The 20,942-nt window shown below is 71.2% G+C and carries 19 protein-coding genes; 12 read left to right on the forward strand and 7 right to left on the reverse strand.

What is annotated here, in order from left to right:
• Nucleotides 1–74 precede the first annotated feature (74 nt).
• Nucleotides 75–626, reverse strand: coding sequence for a GNAT family N-acetyltransferase (locus ABD832_RS18470; protein ID WP_344896577.1), 552 nt, complete (start codon nucleotides 624–626; stop codon nucleotides 75–77).
• 85 nt (nucleotides 627–711) lie between these two features.
• Complete coding sequence (locus ABD832_RS18475) at nucleotides 712–1,188, reverse strand: YbaK/EbsC family protein (protein ID WP_344896580.1); 477 nt, start codon at nucleotides 1,186–1,188, stop codon at nucleotides 712–714.
• 119 nt (nucleotides 1,189–1,307) lie between these two features.
• On the opposite strand from ABD832_RS18475, the gene ABD832_RS18480 reads away from it, so the two are divergent.
• Both ABD832_RS18480 and ABD832_RS18485 read left to right on the forward strand, forming a co-directional pair.
• Nucleotides 1,308–2,183, forward strand: coding sequence for a L,D-transpeptidase family protein (locus ABD832_RS18480; protein WP_344896583.1), 876 nt, complete (start codon nucleotides 1,308–1,310; stop codon nucleotides 2,181–2,183).
• 550 nt (nucleotides 2,184–2,733) lie between these two features.
• A complete protein-coding gene (locus ABD832_RS18485) occupies nucleotides 2,734–3,180 on the forward strand; it encodes an SAV_6107 family HEPN domain-containing protein (protein ID WP_344896586.1) in 447 nt (148 codons plus the stop codon).
• Nucleotides 3,181–3,440: 260 nt separating this feature from the next.
• Here ABD832_RS18485 and ABD832_RS18490 read toward each other — a convergent pair whose 3' ends face one another.
• The 5 genes from ABD832_RS18490 to ABD832_RS18510 all read right to left on the reverse strand — a co-directional run bounded on the left by ABD832_RS18490 (nucleotide 3,441) and on the right by ABD832_RS18510 (nucleotide 9,271).
• Nucleotides 3,441–4,580 (reverse strand): PP2C family protein-serine/threonine phosphatase, encoded by a 1,140-nt coding sequence (locus ABD832_RS18490; protein WP_344896590.1) that lies wholly within the window; start codon nucleotides 4,578–4,580, stop codon nucleotides 3,441–3,443.
• A gap of 216 nt (nucleotides 4,581–4,796) precedes the next feature.
• The gene (gene bldD, locus ABD832_RS18495; protein ID WP_030910010.1) at nucleotides 4,797–5,291 is read right to left on the reverse strand and encodes a transcriptional regulator BldD; all 495 of its coding nucleotides are present in this window, start codon (nucleotides 5,289–5,291) and stop codon (nucleotides 4,797–4,799) included.
• A 271-nt stretch (nucleotides 5,292–5,562) separates the two neighbouring features.
• Nucleotides 5,563–6,486: a universal stress protein gene (locus tag ABD832_RS18500; protein WP_344896594.1), complete on the reverse strand. Its 924-nt coding sequence runs from the start codon at nucleotides 6,484–6,486 to the stop codon at nucleotides 5,563–5,565.
• Nucleotides 6,483–7,907 carry an amino acid permease gene (locus ABD832_RS18505; protein ID WP_344896596.1) on the reverse strand — a complete coding sequence of 475 codons (1,425 nt, stop codon included), beginning with the start codon at nucleotides 7,905–7,907 and terminating at the stop codon, nucleotides 6,483–6,485. Before ABD832_RS18505 ends, ABD832_RS18500 begins: the two co-directional genes overlap by 4 nt.
• A gap of 119 nt (nucleotides 7,908–8,026) precedes the next feature.
• Nucleotides 8,027–9,271: an arginine deiminase gene (locus ABD832_RS18510; RefSeq protein WP_344896599.1), complete on the reverse strand. Its 1,245-nt coding sequence runs from the start codon at nucleotides 9,269–9,271 to the stop codon at nucleotides 8,027–8,029.
• Between the two features lie 323 nt (nucleotides 9,272–9,594).
• Here ABD832_RS18510 and pyrR point away from each other — a divergent pair, with 323 nt between their 5' ends.
• The 10 genes from pyrR (at nucleotide 9,595) to gmk (ending at nucleotide 20,937) form a co-directional block, all read left to right on the forward strand.
• A complete protein-coding gene (gene pyrR, locus ABD832_RS18515) occupies nucleotides 9,595–10,164 on the forward strand; it encodes a bifunctional pyr operon transcriptional regulator/uracil phosphoribosyltransferase PyrR (RefSeq protein WP_344896602.1) in 570 nt (189 codons plus the stop codon).
• On the forward strand, nucleotides 10,161–11,090 hold the full coding sequence (locus tag ABD832_RS18520) for an aspartate carbamoyltransferase catalytic subunit (RefSeq protein WP_344896605.1): 930 nt from the start codon (nucleotides 10,161–10,163) through the stop codon (nucleotides 11,088–11,090). Before pyrR ends, ABD832_RS18520 begins: the two co-directional genes overlap by 4 nt.
• Nucleotides 11,091–12,440, forward strand: a complete 1,350-nt coding sequence (locus ABD832_RS18525) for a dihydroorotase (RefSeq protein WP_344896608.1) — start codon at nucleotides 11,091–11,093, stop codon at nucleotides 12,438–12,440.
• A gap of 175 nt (nucleotides 12,441–12,615) precedes the next feature.
• Complete coding sequence (gene carA / locus ABD832_RS18530) at nucleotides 12,616–13,779, forward strand: glutamine-hydrolyzing carbamoyl-phosphate synthase small subunit (RefSeq protein WP_344896611.1); 1,164 nt, start codon at nucleotides 12,616–12,618, stop codon at nucleotides 13,777–13,779.
• Nucleotides 13,772–17,068: a carbamoyl-phosphate synthase large subunit gene (carB, locus tag ABD832_RS18535; RefSeq protein ID WP_344896614.1), complete on the forward strand. Its 3,297-nt coding sequence runs from the start codon at nucleotides 13,772–13,774 to the stop codon at nucleotides 17,066–17,068. The genes carA and carB overlap by 8 nt, the downstream gene beginning before the upstream one ends.
• Nucleotides 17,069–17,114: 46 nt before the next feature.
• Entirely contained in the window at nucleotides 17,115–17,990 is an 876-nt protein-coding gene (locus tag ABD832_RS18540; RefSeq protein WP_399192265.1) for a dihydroorotate dehydrogenase electron transfer subunit, read from the forward strand.
• The gene (locus tag ABD832_RS18545) at nucleotides 17,980–18,954 is read left to right on the forward strand and encodes a dihydroorotate dehydrogenase (protein ID WP_344896620.1); all 975 of its coding nucleotides are present in this window, start codon (nucleotides 17,980–17,982) and stop codon (nucleotides 18,952–18,954) included. The genes ABD832_RS18540 and ABD832_RS18545 overlap by 11 nt, the downstream gene beginning before the upstream one ends.
• Nucleotides 18,951–19,664 carry an orotidine-5'-phosphate decarboxylase gene (pyrF, locus tag ABD832_RS18550; protein ID WP_344896623.1) on the forward strand — a complete coding sequence of 238 codons (714 nt, stop codon included), beginning with the start codon at nucleotides 18,951–18,953 and terminating at the stop codon, nucleotides 19,662–19,664. The genes ABD832_RS18545 and pyrF overlap by 4 nt, the downstream gene beginning before the upstream one ends.
• Before the next feature lie 185 nt (nucleotides 19,665–19,849).
• The gene (gene mihF / locus ABD832_RS18555) at nucleotides 19,850–20,173 is read left to right on the forward strand and encodes an integration host factor, actinobacterial type (protein ID WP_344896626.1); all 324 of its coding nucleotides are present in this window, start codon (nucleotides 19,850–19,852) and stop codon (nucleotides 20,171–20,173) included.
• A gap of 173 nt (nucleotides 20,174–20,346) precedes the next feature.
• Nucleotides 20,347–20,937, forward strand: a complete 591-nt coding sequence (gmk, locus tag ABD832_RS18560) for a guanylate kinase (RefSeq protein ID WP_344896818.1) — start codon at nucleotides 20,347–20,349, stop codon at nucleotides 20,935–20,937.
• The last annotated feature ends 5 nt before the right edge of the window (nucleotides 20,938–20,942 follow it).

The raw sequence follows: 20,942 nt of genomic DNA on the forward strand, positions 1-20,942 counted from the left end.
CGATCCGGGGTCAGTCACCCAGCGGGAGGGCCGCGCCGAGGACTCCGGGCCGAGGGGTGCTTCGACCCCCGGGGTCAGCCGTCCAGCGGGAGGGCCGCGCCGAGGATCGCGTACCGCTCGTGCCCGCCCGGGAAGACGAACCGGGTGAGCAGGTCCACGAAACCGACGCTCCGGTACAGGTGCAGGGCGGCCGTGGGCCCCCCGTCCCGGGTGGAGAGCACGGCGGTGCGCTCCAGGCGGCCCGCGCACATGCCGACCACCAGCGCCCGCCCGATGCCCTTGCCCTGGTGGTCGGGGTGGACGTGGATCTCGGCGAGCTCCAGCGCGTCCCCCAGCCAGTGCCCGGCATGGTCCTCGCCGTGCCGCTCGACGAGGGCACGGCGCACCACGTCGTGCCACCACTGGCCCGGGACCCCGTGGAAGCCGTACGCCACACCCACCGGGGTACCGGTCTCGTCCTCGGCGAACAGGCAGGTGAAGGCGGGGTGGGCGGCATGGTTGCGCATGATCGCCCTGCGCCCCGAGAGCTGGTCGGCCGGTGGGTTCATCGCCCTGGTGTAGACGTCGAGGACCGCGTCCAGCCGGAGCGTGAACTCGTCGGGGCCGATCCGTCGCAGTCCGGTCACGCGTCGCACCCTAGCAGGGCGGTTACGGCGCCGAGCCGCCGCACCGGACGAGCCCGGCCGCGACCGGCCGCACGCGCGCGATCCCTCACTCGACCTCGGTGGGGACGCCGCCGGTGATGCGGACGAGCTCGTCGAAGGAGGTCGGGAAAACGGTGTGCGGGTGGCCCGCGGCGGCCCAGACGACCTCGTGCCGGCCGAGCCAGGTGTCGACCAGGGTCCTGATCGGCGCGGGGTGACCGATCGGGGCGACCCCGCCGATGGCCTGACCGGTGGCCGTCCGGACGAAGGCGGCATCGGCGCGCCGTACCCTCGCCGCGCCGATCGTCCCGGCGACCAGGCCGGTGTCCACCCGGTGGGCGCCGCTGGTCAGCACCAGGAGGGGCTCTCCGTCGGCGTCGAACACGAGGCTGTTGGCGATGGCCCCGACCTCGCAGCCGAGCTGCGCGGCCGCGGTGGCGGCGGTCGGGGTGGCTTCGGCGAAGAAGACGATTTCGCCGGGGACGCCGTGCTCGCGCAGTGCGGCGGCGACCTTCTCGACGTTCGGATGCAACTTTTCTGACACGCGGACACTCTAAACAGATCGACGGCCCATCGCCGCCGCATGACGCTTCACGTGCACGGGAAAGGCGTGCGCTAAGGTCCCTTGACCCGATCGATAGTGATATGAGGAGTTGGTGGAAAATGGGGGTTGGACGGCGGCTGAGAACGGCCGCGCTGACGACGGCGGGAGCCGTGCTCTTCTCCTCGGTGTCGGTGTCCTCGGCGTCCTCCGCGTCCTGGGCGGTCGCCGCCACGGCTCCGGCCGCGGCCTCGGCGGCGGCCGTGACGACGGCGACGTCCGGGAGTCCGGCCGTGCCGGGGTTCGCCGGAACGGCCGTGACACCGGGGACGGCGTCCGCCGGGTCCGGCTTCGCCGCGCCCGGTAAGACGCTCAAGCTCGGCGCCAAGGGCGCCGCGGTGAAGACGCTGCAGAGCAGGCTGGCCGCGCTCGGCTACATGCCGGGCAGGATCGACGGCCGCTACGGCGGGGCGACCCTGGCGGCGGTCTGGGCCTTCCAGAAGGTGAACGGCATCCGGCCGACCAGCACGGTGGCACGCAGGACCTGGACCGCGCTGGAGGCGCCCCGGGCGCCCAGGGTGCTGGTCACCAGGGGGAAGCCGACCCGGGTGGAGGTCGACCTCACCAAGCAGGTGATGGTCCTCTACGTCGGCGGAGCGGTGAAGCTGATCAGCCACATCTCCTCGGGCAGCGGGATCGCCTACTGCGAGACGGCCACCTGGCAGGGCAGGACCCAGCGGTTCTGCGGGAACGCCCGCACGCCCACCGGCGACTACAAGACCACCTGGCGCCGCGACGGCTGGCACGTCTCCTACCTGGGACAGCTCTACAACCCGATCTTCTTCAACGGCGGCATCGCCTTCCACGGCGCGCTGTCGGTGCCGCTGGCGCCCGCCTCCCACGGCTGCGTCCGGCTGCCGATGCACGTGGCGGAGGTCCTGCCCGGCCTGCTCGGCACGGGGGTGCCGGTTCACGTACGCGGCAGGTTCGTCCGCTAGCGGACGGCGCGGCCGGCCCTGACCCGTCGGCCGCGGCGACGCGCTCGTCGCGGCGCGCCTGTGGTGACACTCATGTCGTGACGGGTCCGCGGTGATGTGCCGACTGTGACGTATCCCTCATCGCGAGCCGTTCACGACCCGCCGTTCATGATCTGCCGCTCGTGGTGCGCGGCTCATGACGCGCTCCGGGCCCGCCGGTTCGATCCGGTGTCCCTCTTCGAAGGCCCCGGGAGGTCCGTTCTCTCCTCCCGGGGCCTTGGCGTGCGTGTGAACGGATACCGAAGATCGAACTTTTGTTCGCCGTTCTACTTGACAGTGCGAGTGGTCGAATTTATGTTCGATGGTAATGACGCGGGGCCTCGCGGCCCGCGTCCAGGGCGGTCGGGCGGGCCCACGTCGTCGGCGGAGACGATCGGGCCCGGTCGGGACGGGCGGGGAGAGGGGAAGCTCCTCGTCCGGCCGTCCGGCGAATTTGTCGGTGGGGTCTGAAAGTGTGGTATCCACCGGCGAAAACGTCGGGAGCCGCTTGCGACCAAGGAGGCTGAAGCGCATGACCCCTCGGCTCAGCGATTCCGGCGGGCCCCGGTTGTCCCCTACGGTGCGGGCGCACCTCACAGACGCGCGTGACTGCCTCGAAGAGGCAGCCGCCGCCCGGACGTCCGCCACACGTTATGTCGCGGCGCACCTCGCGGCGCTGAGGGCGGCTGCCGCCGTCCTGGCCGCGCGTCCCCGTCCCATGCAGGGCCGCAGGCGCCGGCTCCGCAGTGCCTGGGAGCTGCTGCCCGAGGCGGAGCCTCGGCTGGCCGACTGGGCGCCCTATTTCGAGATGAGCGCCGCCAAGCGCGCCTCGGCCGAGGCGGGGATGACCCGCGTCGTGTCGTCGAGGGACGCCGAGGAGCTCATCTCGGAGGCGGAGCGCTTCGTCAACGCGGTGGAGGACCTGCTCGGCGTGCCGACGCAGCCCATGCTCCCCGGCCGTGTGCCCTTGGCCGGGTAGTCCACCCCGGCATGGCCTTTCCCGGCCGGTAGCCCACGCTCCCCGGCCGCACCCCCTCAGCAGGCCATGTACCTCCTCGACCGGTCGTGCCTTCCGGGCAGCCGGTCCACACCTTCCCGGCGGGCCGCGTCTTGCGGCAGGCCACCTCTCCGCCAGGCGAGCCGTTCCCCGGTCCCGTTCCCCTGACCGGCCGGCTCGCGATTCCCGGCCTCGTTCCCGATCGATCGGCTCACGTTCCCCGGTGGGGGCCCGCCCCGGTCTCAGGCGGCCGAGGAGGTGGAGGAGGTGCGGTGGGCGGCGCGGTGGCGCAGGAGCAGCATGGCCGCGTCGTCGCCCAGCGGCCGGCCCACGTGGCGCAGCAGGTCGGCGCGGAGGGCGTCCAGCGACCCCTGGGGGTCGGCGCCGTCCAGCAGGTGCGCCCGTTCGGCCAGCGGGTAGAACTCCCCGGCCCCGTCGCGGGCCTCGATGACCCCGTCGGTGTAGAAGAGGACCTGGTCACCCGGCTCGAACGGGATGCGGTAGGGCTGCGGCCTGCTGGTCTCGAGCGAGCTCATGCCCAGGGGGAGCGCCTCGTCAGGCGGATCGGCGAACCAGATCCCGCCGTCGCCGCCGAGCACCATGGGCGGCGGGTGGCCGCAGTTGACGACGGTGATGGCGGACCCGGCGCCGATCTCGGCCAGCACGGCGGTCACGAACTGCTCGCCCGACAACTCCCTGGTCAGGGCGTTCTCCAGGCGGGCCACGACGCCTTGGAGCGTTCCTTCGTCGTGGGCCGCCTCGCGGAAGGCGCCGAGCACCACGGCCGCGGTCTCCACCGCCTCCAGCCCCTTGCCCTGGACGTCCCCCACGATGATCCGGACCCCGTGCGGGGTGCTGACGACCTCGTACAGGTCGCCGCCGATCCTGGCCTCGGCGGTGGCGGAGGTGTACGAGACGGCCACGCCGATGCCGGGGCCGGCCCGGCGCGGAACCGGGCGCAGCAGCACCCGCTGGGCGGCCTCGGCCACCGAGCGCACGTCGGCGAGCTGGTTCTCGTGGCGTAGCCGCCCGGCGCTGGCCAGCACGCTGGCCACGGTGACGCCGAGGATGGCGACCATGGTGATGTTCGTGCGGGGCATCCAGAGGATGTCGTTGTAGAGGCCCAGCACGATGCACAGGGCGAAGGCGACCACCCCGACCACGGTGGTGCGGGTCAGCCCGCACGCCACGCTGGCGAAGGCCGGGCCGAGGGCGAGCAGCGGCAGGAGGCCCGAGGTCGGGCCCGAGCCGAAGTCGATCAGGGCCACGACGGCCATCACGACGAACGGCAGCAGTTTGAGGGTGTCCTGCGTCCTGCTGGTGCCGATCGAGGTCAGCAACCGCAGGAAGGCCCGCGTCCTGGTCGAGCCCAGCGAGGTCATGAGGGCGCGAAGGCGGCTTTCAGGGCGCGATCGAGAACGATCGGGCCGATCGTCTCCCGGAGCCATCTCCACCACATCTCGCCGAGGGCATGTCTGCCTTTTCCTACCACAGTGGCCGACGCCGGGGCGCGAGGAAAGACGTCTTCAGCTGAGAGCGGGATTATCGGCGGCGGGGTGGGCACGCCGGATCCGGCGCACCCACGACCGGTCAGGCCGTCAGAAGGACTCGACGGCTCGGCGAGCCTCGGGGTCCAGGACGCCCCAGCCGATCAGTTCCTCGGTGAGCTCGCTGGGGGATTTGTCGTATATCACGGCGAGGGAGCGCAGGTCCTCCTGGCGGATGGACAGCACCTTGCCGTTGTAGTCACCGCGCTGGCTCTGGATGGTGGCCGCGTAGCGGGCGAGCGCGCCGGCCTTCTCCTTGGGGAGCTGGGCAAGGCGCTCAAGGTCGATGACAAGCTTCGGTGTCGGGCCGAGAGGGCTGGGAGCGGCCCCTCCGGGCAGCAGCTCCGAGACCGGCACCCCGTAGAAATCGGCAAGCTCGGCAAGCTTCTGCACCGTGACGGCACGGTCGCCACGCTCGTAGGAACCGACGACCACCGCCTTCCAGCGCCCACGGGACTTCTCCTCGACCCCGTGCAGGGAAAGACCCTGCTGGGTGCGGATGGCACGAAGTCTTGCACCCAGTGACTTGGCGTACTCAGACGGCATGGTGTGGCCCCCCGGCTCTCTATGTACTGCTCTCAACTTGATTGTGCTACCTCGCAACTTATGCCCCAGTCACCGGGTTGGCGCCCGGGGCAGGCACCTGTGGTGACCGGTGCGTCAGGGTTCATCCGATAACGCTCCGAGGTGTGGTTACGGACAGTGACGGTAAAGCGGTGGGCGCCTAAGGTCAAGCTGATTGGAAAAAAGATGTCGAATCCGGTCCGGTGGGGTCCGCCTCAAACGCCGCAATCGTCCCCTGCGGTCGCGCGAAACATCAGGTTTTTCGGGGGTTCCGGGCCGCCTGCCGCGCGGTCCGCGGGAGCCGGGTCAACATGATCACAGGGCTCGGCGAGGCGCGTATGATCTTCAGGGACATGTCGCCGAGGAATACCCGGCGCAACGGTCCCGTCCGGCTGGAGGCACAGATCAGCACCGCGTCCTCGTGCCAGCCGGAGCTCCTCAGCGCCGCCGCCACGTCCCCGCCCTCCAGCACCTCCACCTCCACGCCGGTGGCGTCCCCGGGCCCTCCCTGCGCCAGGGCCGCGGCCTCCAGGTCGGCCGCGACCTGCTCGCGCAGCCGGTCGAGCATCTCCCGGCCGATCCCGGTCCGCCGCCCGCCGCCCGTCACCAGGGTGATCAGGCGCAGCGGCAGGCCCATCCCGGCCGCGGCCGTGGCGGCCTGCCGGACGGTCTCGGCGCAGGCGGGGCCGCGCCGGTAGGCCACCGCCAGCCGGGCCAGCCGGTCCGGGGCCGCGGTGGCGTACCCGTGGGGGGCCAGCGCCACCGGCACCGGTGAGCCGTGCAGCAGCTGGTCGGCGGTGCTGCCCAGGCTGATGCGCCCGCGCGGGCCGCGCGGTGCCGGGCCGACGGTCACCACGTCGGCCCCGATCCGGCCGGCGAGCTCGGCCAGGCCGCGCCCGCTGCCGCGGTGGCCGTGCGAGACGAGGTCGATCTCCACGTCCCGTACGTCCGAGAGCAGCTCCCGCGCCTGGGAGAGCGTGTGGGCGGCCTGCCGGGCGACGTAGGCCCGCCACTCGGCGTCGACCTTGCCGGGGCCGGGCGTGGTCCAGGCGGGCACGTGCACGTGGGCGACGGTCAGCCCGGCACCGGCCTGCCGGGCCAGCAGCAGGGCCAGGGCCAGCCCGTCCCGGCCCCGCGACCCGGGGACGAACCCGGCGAGCACGCGTTCGATCTTCATCGGTCGCTCCCGTTGAGACGCGAGTGGCGGTAGCCGTAGAGGAAGTAGGCGAGCAGGCCGACCACCATCCAGATCCCGAAGGCCAGCCAGGTGACACCGGCCAGGCCGGCCATCACCACGATGCAGAAGATCACTCCGAGGATCGGGGTGACCGGGAAGAACGGGGTCCTGAAGCCGCGCGGCAGGTCCGGGCGGGTGCGGCGCAGGACGAGCACGCCCAGGTTGACGATCGCGAAGGCGAACAGGGTGCCGATGCTGGTGGCCTCGGCGAGCTGGCCCAGCGGGACGAACCCGGCCAGCACCGAGACGAAGAGGGCCACGATGAGCGTGTTGGCGACCGGTACCCGGCGGCGCGGGCTCACCCTCTGGAAGATCTTCGGGATCAGCCCGTCGCGGGACATGGCGAACAGGATGCGGGTCTGGCCGTACAGCACGGTGAGGACCACGCTGGCGATGGCGATGGCCGCGCCGAAGGAGATGATCAGCCCCGGCCAGGTGGCGCCGGCCGCCTGTTTGGCGATCAGGGACAGGCCGGCCTCGGTGCTCTCCGGGTCGAACTCCTGCCAGGGCATGGCGCCGACGGCGGCCAGCGCGACCAGCACGTAGACGAGCGTGACGACGCCCAGCGAGAGCATGATCGCCAGGGGGAGGTCCCGCTTGGGGTTCCTGGCCTCCTCGCCGGCCGTGGAGGCCGCGTCGAAGCCGATGTAGGAGAAGAACACCTGCGAGGCCGCGGCGGTGATGCCCGCGATCCCCATCGGCGCGAACGGCGCCAGGTTGCCCGCGTCGAACGCGGTGAACGCCACGACGCAGAAGAACACCAGCACCACGATCTTGATGAGCACGAAGACCGCGTTGGCCCCGGCGCTCTCCGAGGCACCGCGCAGCAGCAGCCAGGTGGCCAGCAGGACGATCAGGATCGCGGTGAGGTTGATCACACCGCCCTGGTCGCCGGGGGAGTGGGTCAGGGCCGCGGGCAGCGTCCAGCCGAACAGGTCGTTCAGGAAGGAGTTGAGGTACTCCCCCCAGCCGACCGCCACCGCGGCCACCGAGACGGCGTACTCCAGCATCAGGCACCAGCCGCACACCCACGCCACCAGCTCGCCCAGGGTCGCGTACGCGTAGGAGTACGACGACCCGGCCACCGGGATCGTGCCCGCCAGCTCGGCGTAGGAGAGCGCGGAGAACAGGGCGGTCACCGCGGCCAGCAGGAAGGCGACCACCACCGCCGGGCCCGCCTTGGGCACGGCCTGGCCGAGGATCACGAAGATGCCGGTGCCGAGCGTGGCGCCGACGCTGAACAGGGTGAGCTGCCACAGCGTCATGGTCCTGCGCAGCTCACCGCCCTCGCCGTGGCCGCCCTCGGCAACGATCTCCTCGGTGGGCTTGGTGCGCAACAGCCGGTGGACTGCCGAAGCCATGTGTCCTCTCTTCCCTTCGCTGTGCCGTCGCGGCGTGATCCGCCGTGTCCCGGGAGCGGCCGGGCCCTCGCGTGCCGCGGGGAGGGCCCTCGCTCGGACGCCCGGCTCGGACGCCCGGCTCAGACGCCCTCGCGCTCCAGCGGGCAGCTCATGCAGCGCGGGCCGCCGCGGCCCCGGCCCAGCTCGCTGCCCCGGATCGTGATCACCTCGATCCCGTTGGCGCGCAGGTGGTTGTTGGTGGTGGTGTTGCGCTCGTAGGCCACGACCACGCCAGGCCGCAGGGCCAGCACGTTGCAGCCGTCGTCCCACTGCTCGCGCTCGGAGGCGTACACGTCCTGGACGGCGGTCAGGACCTTGATGTCGTCCAGGTCCAGCGCCCGCGCGATGGCCCGGTGCATGTCCTCGGCGGGGTGATCGGTGATCTTGAGTTCCTTCTCGTTGTCCCCGGGCTCGACCGTGTAGGAGGGCAGCATGCCCAGCCCGGCGAACTTGGTGAACACGCCGGCGTCCACGTTGGTCATGACCGTGTCCAGGTGCATGAACGCCCGGGCCTTCGGCATGTTCAGAGCGACGATCTTCGTGGCCGCCCTCCGCGCGAACAGGCTCCGCGCCAGCATCTCCACCGCCTGCGGCTGGGTGCGCTCACTGATCCCCACCAGCACCACGCCCCCGCCCAGGACGAGGACGTCGCCGCCCTCGACGGTGGCGGGCGCCGAGGGGGTGCCGGCCATCCAGACGTTGTAGCCGCCCTCGTCGGGCCGGTCGTAGCCGGGGGCGAACGTCGGGTGGTAGCGGTAGATCGCCTCCATGTTGACGGTCTCGCGGCGGCGCGCCTTCTTCCGCATCGGGTTGATCGAGACGCCGTCGTAGATCCAGCAGGAGGTGTCGCGGGTGAACAGGTGGTTGGGCAGCGGGGGCAGCACGAAGTCGTCCGGGCCCAGGGTGTGGAAGGCCAGGCTCTTGGGGTCGGTGCCCATCTCGACCATCTCGCGCTTGGTGATGCCGCCGGTGAGGTAGCGCTGCAGCGTCGGCGAGTCCATCGAGTCCAGCGCGTTGCGGACGGCGTCGACGGCCATCGGGCCGAAGAAGCGCTCGTCGGTGACGCCGTCCAGGATGTGCTTGCGCGCCTCGGGGATCTCCACCGTCTCGCGCAGCAGGTCGGAGAGCATGTGGACGGTCACCCCCTGGTCGACCAGGAGCTTCTGCCACTCCTCGTGCTCCTCCACGGCACGCTGCACCCAGAGCACGTCGTCGAAGAGGAAGTCGTCCTTGTTCGACGGGGTGAGCCGTTTCAGGGCGAGCTCGGGCCTGTGCAGCAGGACCTGGTGGAGCCGGCCGACCTCGGAGTCGACGTGAAAGGTCATGTGTGTTCCTTCTCGGCTGGTGACGAGAGCGTCGGAAGGGCGTCGCCGGGGATCGCCCGGGCGCCCGGACGTGCTTCGCCGTGGGGCGGGTGTAAGGCGCATACCCATCCGGGCAACTCAGAGTCAGGGAATATTGGGATATTTGTTCACTTTTGAGGGAGGTCTGGGGAGGGGGGCGTCGTGGCCGGGCTCGTCCCGCGTCCTCGTCGGGCCCGTCACGGCCCTCGCCCCCGCCCGGGGTGAACCGGGACCCGGCTGGTAGCGTGAGGGCATCAACTTCCTTTAAGACCCGTCCCGTGAGGCGGGAAAGGTGGTGTCACCCCTTGGCCGAGGCCGTTTCGCGTGCGCCCAGTGGCGCCCGCGCAGTTCTGGAGGAGCCCGACATCAACCGGGCCCTCGTCCGCATCTCCCACGAGATCCTCGAACGCACCAAGGGCGGCGAGAACGTCGTCCTGCTGGGCATCCCCACCCGCGGCGTCCACCTGGCCCGCCGGCTGGCCGCCCACATCAGGCAGTTCGAGGGCCGTGACGTCCCCGTCGGCTCCCTCGACGTCACCATGTACCGCGACGACCTGCGGCTGCGACCGGCCCGCGCGCTGGGCCGCACCGAGCTGCCCGCGGACGGCATCGACGGCCGCCTGATCGTCCTCGTCGACGACGTCCTGTACTCGGGCCGCACCGTCCGCGCCGCCCTGGACGCCCTCAACGACCTGGGCCGCCCCCAGGCCGTGCAGCTGGCCGCCCTGGTCGACCGGGGTCACCGCGAGCTGCCCATCCGCCCCGACTACGTGGGCAAGAACCTGCCGACCTCCAAGTCCGAGAACGTCAAGGTCTACCTGGAGGAGAACGACGGCCGCGACGCGGTCCTGCTGCTGAAGGGGGACGAGCGGTGAAACGGCACCTGATCTCCGCGGCCGACCTGACCCGCGACGACGCGCTCCTCATCCTGGACACCGCCGACGAGATGGCGAAGATCTCGGAACGCTCCATCAAGAAGCTCCCCACCCTGCGCGGGCGCACCGTGGTGAACCTCTTCTTCGAGGACTCCACCCGGACCAGGATCTCCTTCGAGGCGGCGGCCAAGCGCCTGTCGGCCGACGTCATCAACTTCTCGGCCAAGGGCTCCAGCGTCTCCAAGGGCGAGTCCCTCAAGGACACCGCCCTGACCCTGGAGGCGATGGGCGCCGACGCCGTCGTCATCCGCCACGGCGCCTCGGGCGCGCCGCACCGGCTGGCCGGCTGGGTGCGCGGCAGCGTCGTCAACGCCGGGGACGGCACCCACGAGCACCCCACCCAGGCCGTCCTGGACGCCTTCACCATGCGCCGCCGCCTCGGCCCGCTGGAGGGGCGCAGGGTCACCATCGTCGGCGACGTGCTGCACAGCCGGGTGGCCCGCTCCAACGTGCTGCTGCTGGCCACCCTCGGCGCCCAGGTGACCCTGGTCGCCCCGCCGACCCTGTTCCCGGTCAACGTCGACACCTGGCCGTGCGAGGTCTCCTACGACCTGGACGGCGTGCTGCCCAAGTCCGACGTGGTGATGATGCTGCGCGTGCAGCGCGAGCGGATGAACGCGGCGTTCTTCCCCACCGAGCGGGAGTACAGCCGCCGCTACGGGCTCGACCGCGACCGCGTCGCCAAGATGCCCGACCACGCCATCGTGATGCACCCCGGGCCGATGAACCGGGGGATGGAGATCGCCGCGGAGGTGGCCGACTCGGCGCGCTCGACGATCGTCGAGCAGGTCGCCAACGGTGTGACCGCGCGCATGGCCGTCCTGTACCTGCTGCTCAGCGGCGCCGACCTCGGGGGAGAGAAGTAGATGGACGAGCGTAACGGCACCGGCGGCGCGAGCATCCTGATCAGGGGCGCCAGGATCCTCGGCGGCGAGCCCGCCGACATCCTCGTCCGCGACGGGCTGGTGGCCGAGGTCGGCCACGACCTGGAGGGCCGCCCGGCAGAGCGCCCGGGCCCGGAACTCGTCGAGATCGTCGAGGCCGCGGGGCTGATCGCGCTGCCCGGCCTGGTGGACCTGCACACCCACCTGCGCGAGCCCGGCCGCGAGGACGCCGAGACCGTGGAGACCGGCACCAGGGCCGCGGCCCTGGGCGGCTACACCGCCGTGCACGCCATGGCCAACACCGACCCGGTCGCCGACACCGCGGGCGTCGTCGAGCAGGTCTGGCGCCTGGGCCAGGAGTCGGGCCGCTGCGACGTGCGGCCCGTGGGCGCCGTCACCGTCGGCCTGCAGGGCGAGCGCCTGGCCGAGCTCGGCGCCATGGCCGACTCCGCCGCGCGGGTGCGGGTCTTCTCCGACGACGGCAAGTGCGTCTCGGACGCGGTGCTCATGCGCCGCGCGCTGGAGTACGTCAAGGCGTTCGACGGCGTCGTGGCCCAGCACGCCCAGGAGCCGAGGCTGACCGCGGGCGCCCAGATGAACGAGGGCGCGGTCTCCGGCAGGCTCGGCCTGACCGGGTGGCCCGCGGTCGCCGAGGAGGCGATCATCTCCCGCGACTGCCTGCTGGCCGCCCACGTCGGCTCGCGCCTGCACATCTGCCACGTCTCCACCGCCGGTTCGGTGGAGATCATCCGCTGGGCCAAGTCCAAGGGCTGGGACGTCACCGCCGAGGTGACCCCGCACCACCTGCTGCTGACCGACGACCTGGTCGAGGACTCCCCGGTCGGCTCCTACAACCCGATCTACAAGGTGAACCCGCCGCTGCGCACCCGCGCCGACGTCATGGCGCTGCGCGAGGCCCTGGCCGACGGCACGATCGACTGCGTGGCCACCGACCACGCCCCCCACCCGGTCGAGGACAAGGAGACCGAGTGGGCCGCCGCGGCGATGGGCATGATCGGTCTGGAGACGGCGCTCGCGGTGGTGCAGGAGGCGATGGTGGAGACCGGGCTGCTGGACTGGGCCGGCGTCGCCGAGCGCATGTCCCGCACGCCCGCCAGGATCGGCCGCCTCGCCGGGCACGGCAGGCCGATCGAGGCCGGCGAACCGGCCAACATCACCCTCTACGACCCGTCGGTACGCGCCGCGGTCGACCCGGCGGGCTACGCCTCCAAGAGCCGCAACACGCCGTACGAGGGGCTGACGCTGCCCGGCCGCGTGGTGGCGACCTTCCTGCGCGGCAGGCCCACCGTCCTGGACGGGAAGCTCACGTGAGGACCGTCGTACCCGCCGCCCGTCACGCGTCCGTCACCGGCCGCGCGGCGCGCCGGAGGCCCCCGCACGCCCGGACGGGACGCGGGAGCGTCCCGCATGGCGGACGGACCACCCCCCAGCGTGCCGGATATTTCATACTTTGTGGTGTTGTTACCGAGATGATCGGGGTGGGTGAATGACCGCGGTATTGGTGCTGGAGGACGGACGTGTCTTCCACGGGATCCCCTACGGAGCCGAGGGGGAGACCTTCGGTGAGATGGTGTTCAACACGGGGATGACCGGCTATCAGGAGACGCTGACCGATCCGTCGTATCACCGTCAGATCGTCGCGATGACCGCGCCGCACATCGGTAACACCGGTGTCAACGACGAGGATCCCGAGTCGGGCCGGGTGTGGGTGGCGGGGTATGTGGTGCGGGAGCCGGCGCGGGTGGCCTCGAGCTGGCGTTCGACGCGGTCGCTGGATGAGTACCTGCGGCAGCAGGGGGTGGTGGGGATCGCGATGGCGGGGACGCGGGCGTTGACGCGGCATCTGCGGGAGCGGGGTGCGATGCGTGCGGGGGTGTTCTCGGGGGCTGCGTTGGCGCCGGTGGCGGAGTTGCTGGAGCGGGTGCTGGGCAGTCCGGCGATGGAGGGTGCCGATCTGGCCGGGGCGGTCACCACGAGCGAGGCGTATGTGGTGCCGGCGATCGGTGAGCGGCGTTTCACGGTGGCGGCGGTGGATCTGGGGATCAAGGCGATGACGCCGCATCGGCTGGCCGAGCGGGGGTGTGAGGTGCATGTGCTGCCGGCCTCGGTCACCGCGTCCGAGATCCTCGCGCTGGGTCCGGACGGGGTGTTCTTCTCCAACGGTCCGGGGGATCCGGCGACGGCCGACGGCCCGGTGGCGGCGTTGCGGGGGGTGCTGGAGGCGGGGGTGCCGTTTTTTGGGATCTGTTTCGGTAACCAGTTGTTCGGGCGGGCGCTGGGGTTGGGCACCTACAAGCTGCGCTACGGCCATCGAGGGGTCAACCAGCCGGTGCGTCACCGTCACAGCGGCAAGGTGGAGATCTCCGCGCACAACCACGGCTTTGCGGTGCAGGCGCCCCTGGAGGGGACCTTCGAGACCGCGTTCGGCCCGGCCGAGGTCACCCACGTCAATCTCAACGACGACTGCGTGGAGGGTCTGCGGCTGCTGGGGCGTCCGGCGTTCAGCGTGCAGTACCACCCCGAGGCCGCGGCCGGCCCGCACGATTCGGCGGGGCTGTTCGACGACTTCTGCGCGCTGATGGAAGGCGGCCGGACGGCCACCGGTACAGCGGGTGCGGCCACGAGCACGGAGGGAAGCAAGGGTGCCTAAGCGCACGGACATTCAGTCGATCATGGTGATCGGTTCCGGGCCGATCGTGATCGGTCAGGCATGTGAGTTCGACTACTCCGGCACCCAGGCCTGCCGCGTACTGCGCGCCGAGGGCTTTCGGGTGATCCTGGTCAACAGCAACCCCGCCACCATCATGACCGACCCCGAATTCGCCGACGCCACCTACGTCGAGCCGATCACCCCCGACATCGTCGAAAAAATCATCGCCAAGGAACGCCCCGACGCCCTGCTGCCCACGTTGGGCGGGCAGACCGCGCTCAACACCGCCATCTCGCTGTACGAGGCCGGGGTGCTGGAGCGCTACGACGTCGAACTCATCGGCGCCGACGTGGCCGCCATCCAGGCCGGTGAGAACCGGCAGATGTTCAAGGACATCGTCGCCACCGTCGCCGCCGAACACGGCCTCAACGCAGAATCGGCCCGCTCGCTGATCTGTCACACCATGGACGAATGCCTGACCGCCGCCGGCGAGCTGGGCTATCCGCTGGTGGTGCGGCCCTCGTTCACCATGGGCGGCGTCGGCTCCGGCTTCGCCCACGACGAGCACGACCTGCGGCGCATCGCCGGCGCGGGCCTGGATGCCTCCCCCACCACCGAGGTGCTGCTGGAAGAGTCGATCCTGGGCTGGAAGGAGTACGAGCTGGAGGTGATGCGTGATCGGGCCGACAACGTCGTGATCGTGTGCTCGATCGAGAACATCGACCCGATGGGCGTGCACACCGGCGACAGCGTCACCGTCGCCCCCGCCCTGACCCTCACCGACCGCGAGTATCAGAACATGCGCGATGTGGCGATCGCGGTGATCCGCGAGGTCGGCGTCGACACCGGCGGCTGCAACATCCAGTTCGCCGTGGACCCGGCCACCGGCCGCATGGTCGTGATCGAGATGAACCCGCGGGTCTCACGCTCCTCGGCGCTGGCCTCCAAGGCGACCGGCTTCCCGATCGCGAAGATCGCCGCCAAGCTCGCCATCGGCTACACCCTGGACGAGATCCCCAACGACATCACCGCAGAAACCCCCGCCTCGTTCGAACCCAGCCTGGACTACATCGTGGTCAAGGTGCCGCGCTTCGCGTTCGAGAAGTTCGCCGGCGCCGACGCCACCTTGACCACGCACATGAAGTCCGTCGGCGAGGCCATGGCCATCGGCCGCTCCTTCCCCGAAGCACTGCAAAAAGCACTGCGATCCCTGGAGAAGAAGGGCTCCTCCTTCACCTGGTCGGGCGAGCCCGGTCCCAAACAGGACCTGCTGGAGGCCTGCCGCACCCCGCACGACGGGCGCCTGGTCACCATGCACCAGGCCATCCGCGCCGGCGCCACCGTCCAGGAACTGTTCGAGGCCACCAGTGTGGACCCGTGGTTCCTCGACCAGCTCATGGCGATCGAGGAGACGGCCACCGAGCTGCGCGAGGCGCCACAACTGACCGCCGAGATCCTCACCACGGTCAAGCGCCTGGGGTTCAGTGACGCGCAGATCGCCGAGCTGCGCGACATGGACGAAGCACGGGTGCGCGACCTGCGCCACGCCCTGGGAGTACGACCGGTCTACCACACCGTCGACACCTGCGCCGCCGAGTTCGCCGCCCAAACCCCCTACCTCTACTCCACCTACGACGAGGAGACCGAAGTCCCCACCGGGGATCGGCCCAAGGTCATCATCCTGGGTTCCGGACCCAACCGCATCGGCCAGGGCATCGAGTTCGACTACGCCTGCGTACACGCCTCCTTCGAACTGTCCAAAGCCGGCTATGAGACCGTCATGGTCAACTGCAACCCCGAGACCGTCTCCACCGACTACGACACCTCTGATCGCCTCTACTTCGAACCCCTCACTTTGGAGGACGTCCTCGAAGTCGTCCATGCCGAACAAAGCACCGGCCCGGTCGTCGGTGTCATCGTGCAGCTGGGCGGTCAGACGCCCCTCGGCCTGGCCCAGGCACTCAAGGACGCGGGTGTGCCGATCGTGGGCACCTCCCCGGAATCGATTCACCTGGCCGAAGAACGGGGGGCGTTCGGGCGGGTGCTGGCCGAGGCCGGGCTGCCCGCACCCAAACACGGCACCGCCGTCACCCCCGATGAGGCATTGGCCATCGCCGCCGAGATCGGCTACCCCGTCCTGGTCCGCCCCTCCTACGTACTGGGCGGCGCGGGCATGGCCATCGTCTACGACGACACCACCCTGACCACCTACATGGAACGAGCAGGCGCAGCCAGCACCCACCCGGTGCTGGTGGACAAGTTCCTGGACGAGGCCGTCGAGATCGACGTCGACGCCCTGTACGACGGCACCGAACTCTACCTCGGTGGGGTGATGGAACACATCGAGGAAGCCGGCATCCACTCCGGAGACTCCGCCTGCTCCCTGCCCCCCATGACGCTGGGCGGGTATGACATCAAACGCATCCGCGCCGCCACCGAGGCCATCGCCCGCGGCGTCGGCGTCCGCGGCCTGCTCAACGTCCAATACGCCATGTCGGCCAACATCCTCTACGTGCTGGAGGCCAACCCGCGCGCCAGCCGCACCGTGCCGTTCGTCTCCAAAGCCACCGCCGTCCCACTGGCCAAAGCCGCCGCCCGCGTCATGCTGGGTGCCACCATCACCCAGCTACGCACCGAAGGCCTGCTACCGGCCACCGGCGACGGCGGCACCCTGCCTTTGGACGCCCCCATCGCGGTCAAGGAAGCCGTGCTGCCCTTCAACCGCTTCCGCGGCGTGGACATCGTGCTGGGCCCGGAGATGCGCTCCACCGGCGAGGTGATGGGCATCGACGCCTTCTTCGGCACCGCCTACGCCAAATCCCAGGCCGCCGCCTACGGATCCCTGCCGACCAAGGGGCGGGCGTTCGTGTCGGTGGCCAACCGCGACAAACGCGCCATGATCTTCCCCGTCAAGGCGCTGGCCGACCTGGGCTTTGAGATCCTGGCCACCGAAGGCACCGCCGAGGTACTGCGCCGCAACGGCGTCCATGCCAAGATCGTGCGCAAACACAGCGAAGGCACCGGCCCCGAAGGTGAGGCGACCATCGTGGGACAGATCCTCGACGGCGAGATCGACCTCATCGTCAACACCCCCTTCGGCAGCCCCGGGCAAGCAGGCCCCCGCCTGGACGGGTACGAGATCCGCACCGCCGCGGTGCTGCGCGCCATTCCCTGCATCACCACCGTCCAGGGCCTGGCCGCAGCCGTCCAAGGCATCCAGGCGATCGTCCGGGGCGATATCGGCGTGCGGTCCCTGCAGGAGCACGCAAGGCGGCTGAGAGGCGACTGAGGGGCGGCCGGGAGGTTCGAAAACGGCGCCGGTGCCGTAGTCGGAGGTGAGGGAGACGCCTGTTACTCCGGTACAGGTGACGGGCACGGTGCTCACGACGCGCCGCGTCGACGCCTACCATGCGCTGACGGTGGTGGCGCCGGGCATCGCCGAGCGCTTCCGTCCCGGCCACTTCGTCGGGGTGGCCGTCGGCGGGCCGCAGACGTCGATGCTGACGCGCCGGGCCTTCTCCGTGCACGACGTCAAGCCCGACTACGGCGGCACGGTCGAGTTCGTCTTCGCGGTGCGCGGGCCCGGCACGGCCTGGCTGGCCGAGCGCCGCGCCCGCGACCCGCTGGACCTGGTGGGCCCGCTCGGCCGCCCGTTCCCGCTGCCCCGCGACCCGGTGACGTGCGTGCTGGTCGGCGCCGAGCACGGGTCGGCGACGCTGTTCACGGTGGCCGACGCCCTGCAGGGGCGCGGCTGCCGCGTCGACTTCGTCCTGGGCGGCGACTCCGCCGACCGGGTCTTCGGCGCCCTGCGCGCCCGCAGGATGGGGGAGACCACCACGCTGACCACCGAGGACGGCTCCCTGGGCATGCGCGGCCGGGTGACCGACGTGCTGCCCGGCGTGATCGCCGACGTGCGGGCCGACGCGGTCTACGCGTGCGGCCCGCTGGAGATGCTGCGCGGCGTCACCGCGGTGGCCGTCGAGTTCGACATCCCGGTCCAGGTGGCCGTGGAGGAGCGGATGGCGTGCGGGATCGGGGTGTGCATGACGTGCGTGCTCCCGGTCATCGGGGACGACGGTGTAACCCGGATGGTGCGCTCGTGCGTCGAAGGACCGGTCTTCCGGGGCGAGCGCGTCCGCTTCGACGACGTCGGGACCATCCCGTTCGACGCGCTGGGAGCACCCGGTGGGGGAACGCGGAATGTCGGTTGACATGCGGACGTACCTGGGGCACGTGGAGCTGGCCAACCCGGTCACCACGGCCGCGGGGTGCGCCGCGTCCGGTTCGGAGCTGGCCCAGTTCTTCGACCTCGCCCGGATCGGCGCGCTGACCACCCGGTCGATCACCATGGCCCCCAGGGCGGGCCGTCCGACCCCCAGGATGGCCGAGACGCCCTCGGGCATGCTCAACGCGGTCGGGCTGCAGGGGCCCGGCGTGGACGCCTTCCTGGAGCGCGAGCTGCCCTGGCTGGCCCAGCGGGGCGTGCGGACCGTGGTCTCCATCGGCGGCGGCACCGTGGCCGAGTACACCGCGCTGGCCCGCAGGCTCACCGACGCCCCCGGCGTCACCGCCGTCGAGGTCAACCTGTCCTGCCCCAACATCGAGGACCGCGGCCGGGTCTTCGCCCGCGACGGGGCGGCCAGCGCCGAGGTGATCGCCTCGGTGCGCTCGGTGATGCGCTACGACGTGCCGGTGGTGGCCAAGCTCTCCCCGGACGTGATGGACATCGTGAGCATCGCCCGCGCGTGCGTGGACGGCGGCGCGGACGCCCTCTCGATGATCAACAATCCGCTCGGCATGAGCATCGACACCGAGGCCATGCGGCCCTCGCTCGCGGCCGTCACCGGGGGCCTGTCCGGGCCGGCGATCCGGCCGCTGGCCGTACGCTGCGTCTGGCAGGTCCACGCGGCGCTGCCCAGCGTGCCCGTCATCGGCATGGGCGGCGTGCTGACCGGCAGGGACGCCTTCGAGCTCATCCTGGCGGGGGCCTGTGTCGTCGCCGTGGGCACGGCGCTGTTCCACGACCCCTACGCCTGCCTGCGCATCCTGCGCGAGCTGGAGGAGCTCCTGGCGGCCCGGGGGTTCCACCGGCTGGCCGACGCGGTCGGGCTGGCCCACCGCCCGCCGGGGGCGCCCACCCGGCACCGTACAGATCTTGAGGAGAGTTCCCTGTGACGCCCGCACCCATCGCCGTCGCCCTGGACGCGCCCGATCTCGAGACCGCGGCACGCTGGGCGAGCCTGGTGACCCCGCACGTCACCACCGTCAAGGTCGGGCTGGAGCTGTACCTGCGGTACGGCCCCGACGTGATCGCCTCGGTCCGCGGCGCCAGCGGGGTCAGGGTCTTCCTCGACCTGAAGCTGCACGACATCCCCAACACCGTCGCGGGCGCCGCCAGGGCCGTGGCGCGGCTCAAGCCGGCCATCCTGACCGTCCACGCGGGCGGGGGGCCGGCGATGATCCGGGCGGCGGTGGAGGCCATGCCGCACACCCAGATCGCCGCGGTCACCCTGCTCACCTCGCTCTCGGAGGCCGACCTGGACCAGATGGGCGTCAACGGCCCGCCCGAGGACGCCGTACGGCGCCTGTCGGCCCTGGCGGTCGGCGCGGGGGCGCAGGCCCTGGTCTGCTCACCGCGCGAGGTCGCCGCGGTACGCTCCGAGGTCGGCCCGGACATCACGCTGATCACTCCCGGGGTCCGGCCCGCCGGAGCCGCGAGCCAGGACCAGGCGAGGGTGGCCACCCCCGAGCAGGCGTTCGCCGACGGGGCCGATCTGCTCGTGATCGGCCGTCCGATCACCGGCTCCGCCGACCCCGGCGCGACCGCCGCGGGCATCGCCGCGGCGCTGCGGAGGACGTCCGCGGCCACCGGGCGCCACCACTGACGGATCCCCGGAAAACTCGGCCCTGAGCGTAGTTTCGTCCACACAGCGCGAGATCACGGGTACGGAAAGTCACGAAGGAGATTTTCTCGGGGGATAAAGTGGCCTTGACGTTGCTTGGAGCGCCATGACCAGCTAGTTTCCCTTCCCGTCCGAGTACATCGACAGGAAATTCGAGGTGACCCGGCGTGGCTCTTCCTCCCCTTACCCCTGAGCAGCGCGCCGCAGCCCTAGAGAAGGCTGCCAAGGCCCGCAAAGAGCGTGCCGAGGTGAAGAACCGCCTGAAGCACGGGGCGGTCTCTCTGGCTGAGGTGCTCAAAGACGGGCAGGCCGACGACGTCATCGGCAAGATGAAGGTTTCGGCTCTCCTGGAGTCGCTCCCCGGCGTGGGCAAGGTCCGCGCCAAGCAGCTCATGGAGCGGCTCGGCATCGCAGAGTCCCGCCGCGTGCGGGGCCTGGGTACGAACCAGCGGGCCTCGCTCGAGCGTGAGTTCGGCGGGGCCGAGAGCTAGTCTCGGTTCATACGACCACGCAGCCCCGTACGGGGACGCATCACGGGGGGTTTGGAGTGACCGGAACGTCGTGGTCCGACAGAAGTCGGGCTCCGGAGGCAACCGCCGAGGGCGGTGCCGGTCGCTCCACGTCCCCGGCCGGGAGTCCGAGGGGGGCCGCAGCCCTCACCGGCCTGCCGGAGGGCAGACGTCTGACGGTCCTGTCGGGACCGTCGGGCGTCGGCAAGTCCACGGTCGTCGCCGAGCTTCGGCGGGCACACCCCGAGGTGTGGCTGTCGGTCTCGGTGACCACCAGGAAGCCCCGCCCGGGCGAGACCCACGGCGTGGAGTACTTCTTCGCCGACGACGAGGAGTTCGACCGCCTCGCCGCCTCGGGGGAGCTGCTGGAGTGGGCCGAGTTCGCCGGCAACCGCTACGGGACGCCGCGCGGCCCGGTGCTGGACAAGCTCGCCGCCGGGGTCCCCACCCTGCTGGAGATCGACCTCCAGGGCGCCCGGCAGGTCCGCGCGACCATGCCGGAGGCGCTGCTGGTCTTCCTGGCCCCGCCGAGCTGGGCGGAGCTGGAGAAGCGGCTGCGCGGCCGGGGCACCGAGCCCGAGGACGTCATCGCCCGCCGGCTGGCGGCCGGCCGGATCGAGATGGCGGCCGAGCAGGAGTTCGACGTGACGCTCGTCAACACGTCCGTCCGGGACGTGTGCCATCGGCTGATAGCCTTGTTGGCTGATGCTCCCGAGGGTTCACGCCTCGGACGTTCACCTAGCTAGGGGAA

The sequence above is a fragment of the Streptosporangium longisporum genome, assembly GCF_039534895.1.
Lineage (GTDB): Bacteria > Actinomycetota > Actinomycetes > Streptosporangiales > Streptosporangiaceae > Streptosporangium > Streptosporangium longisporum.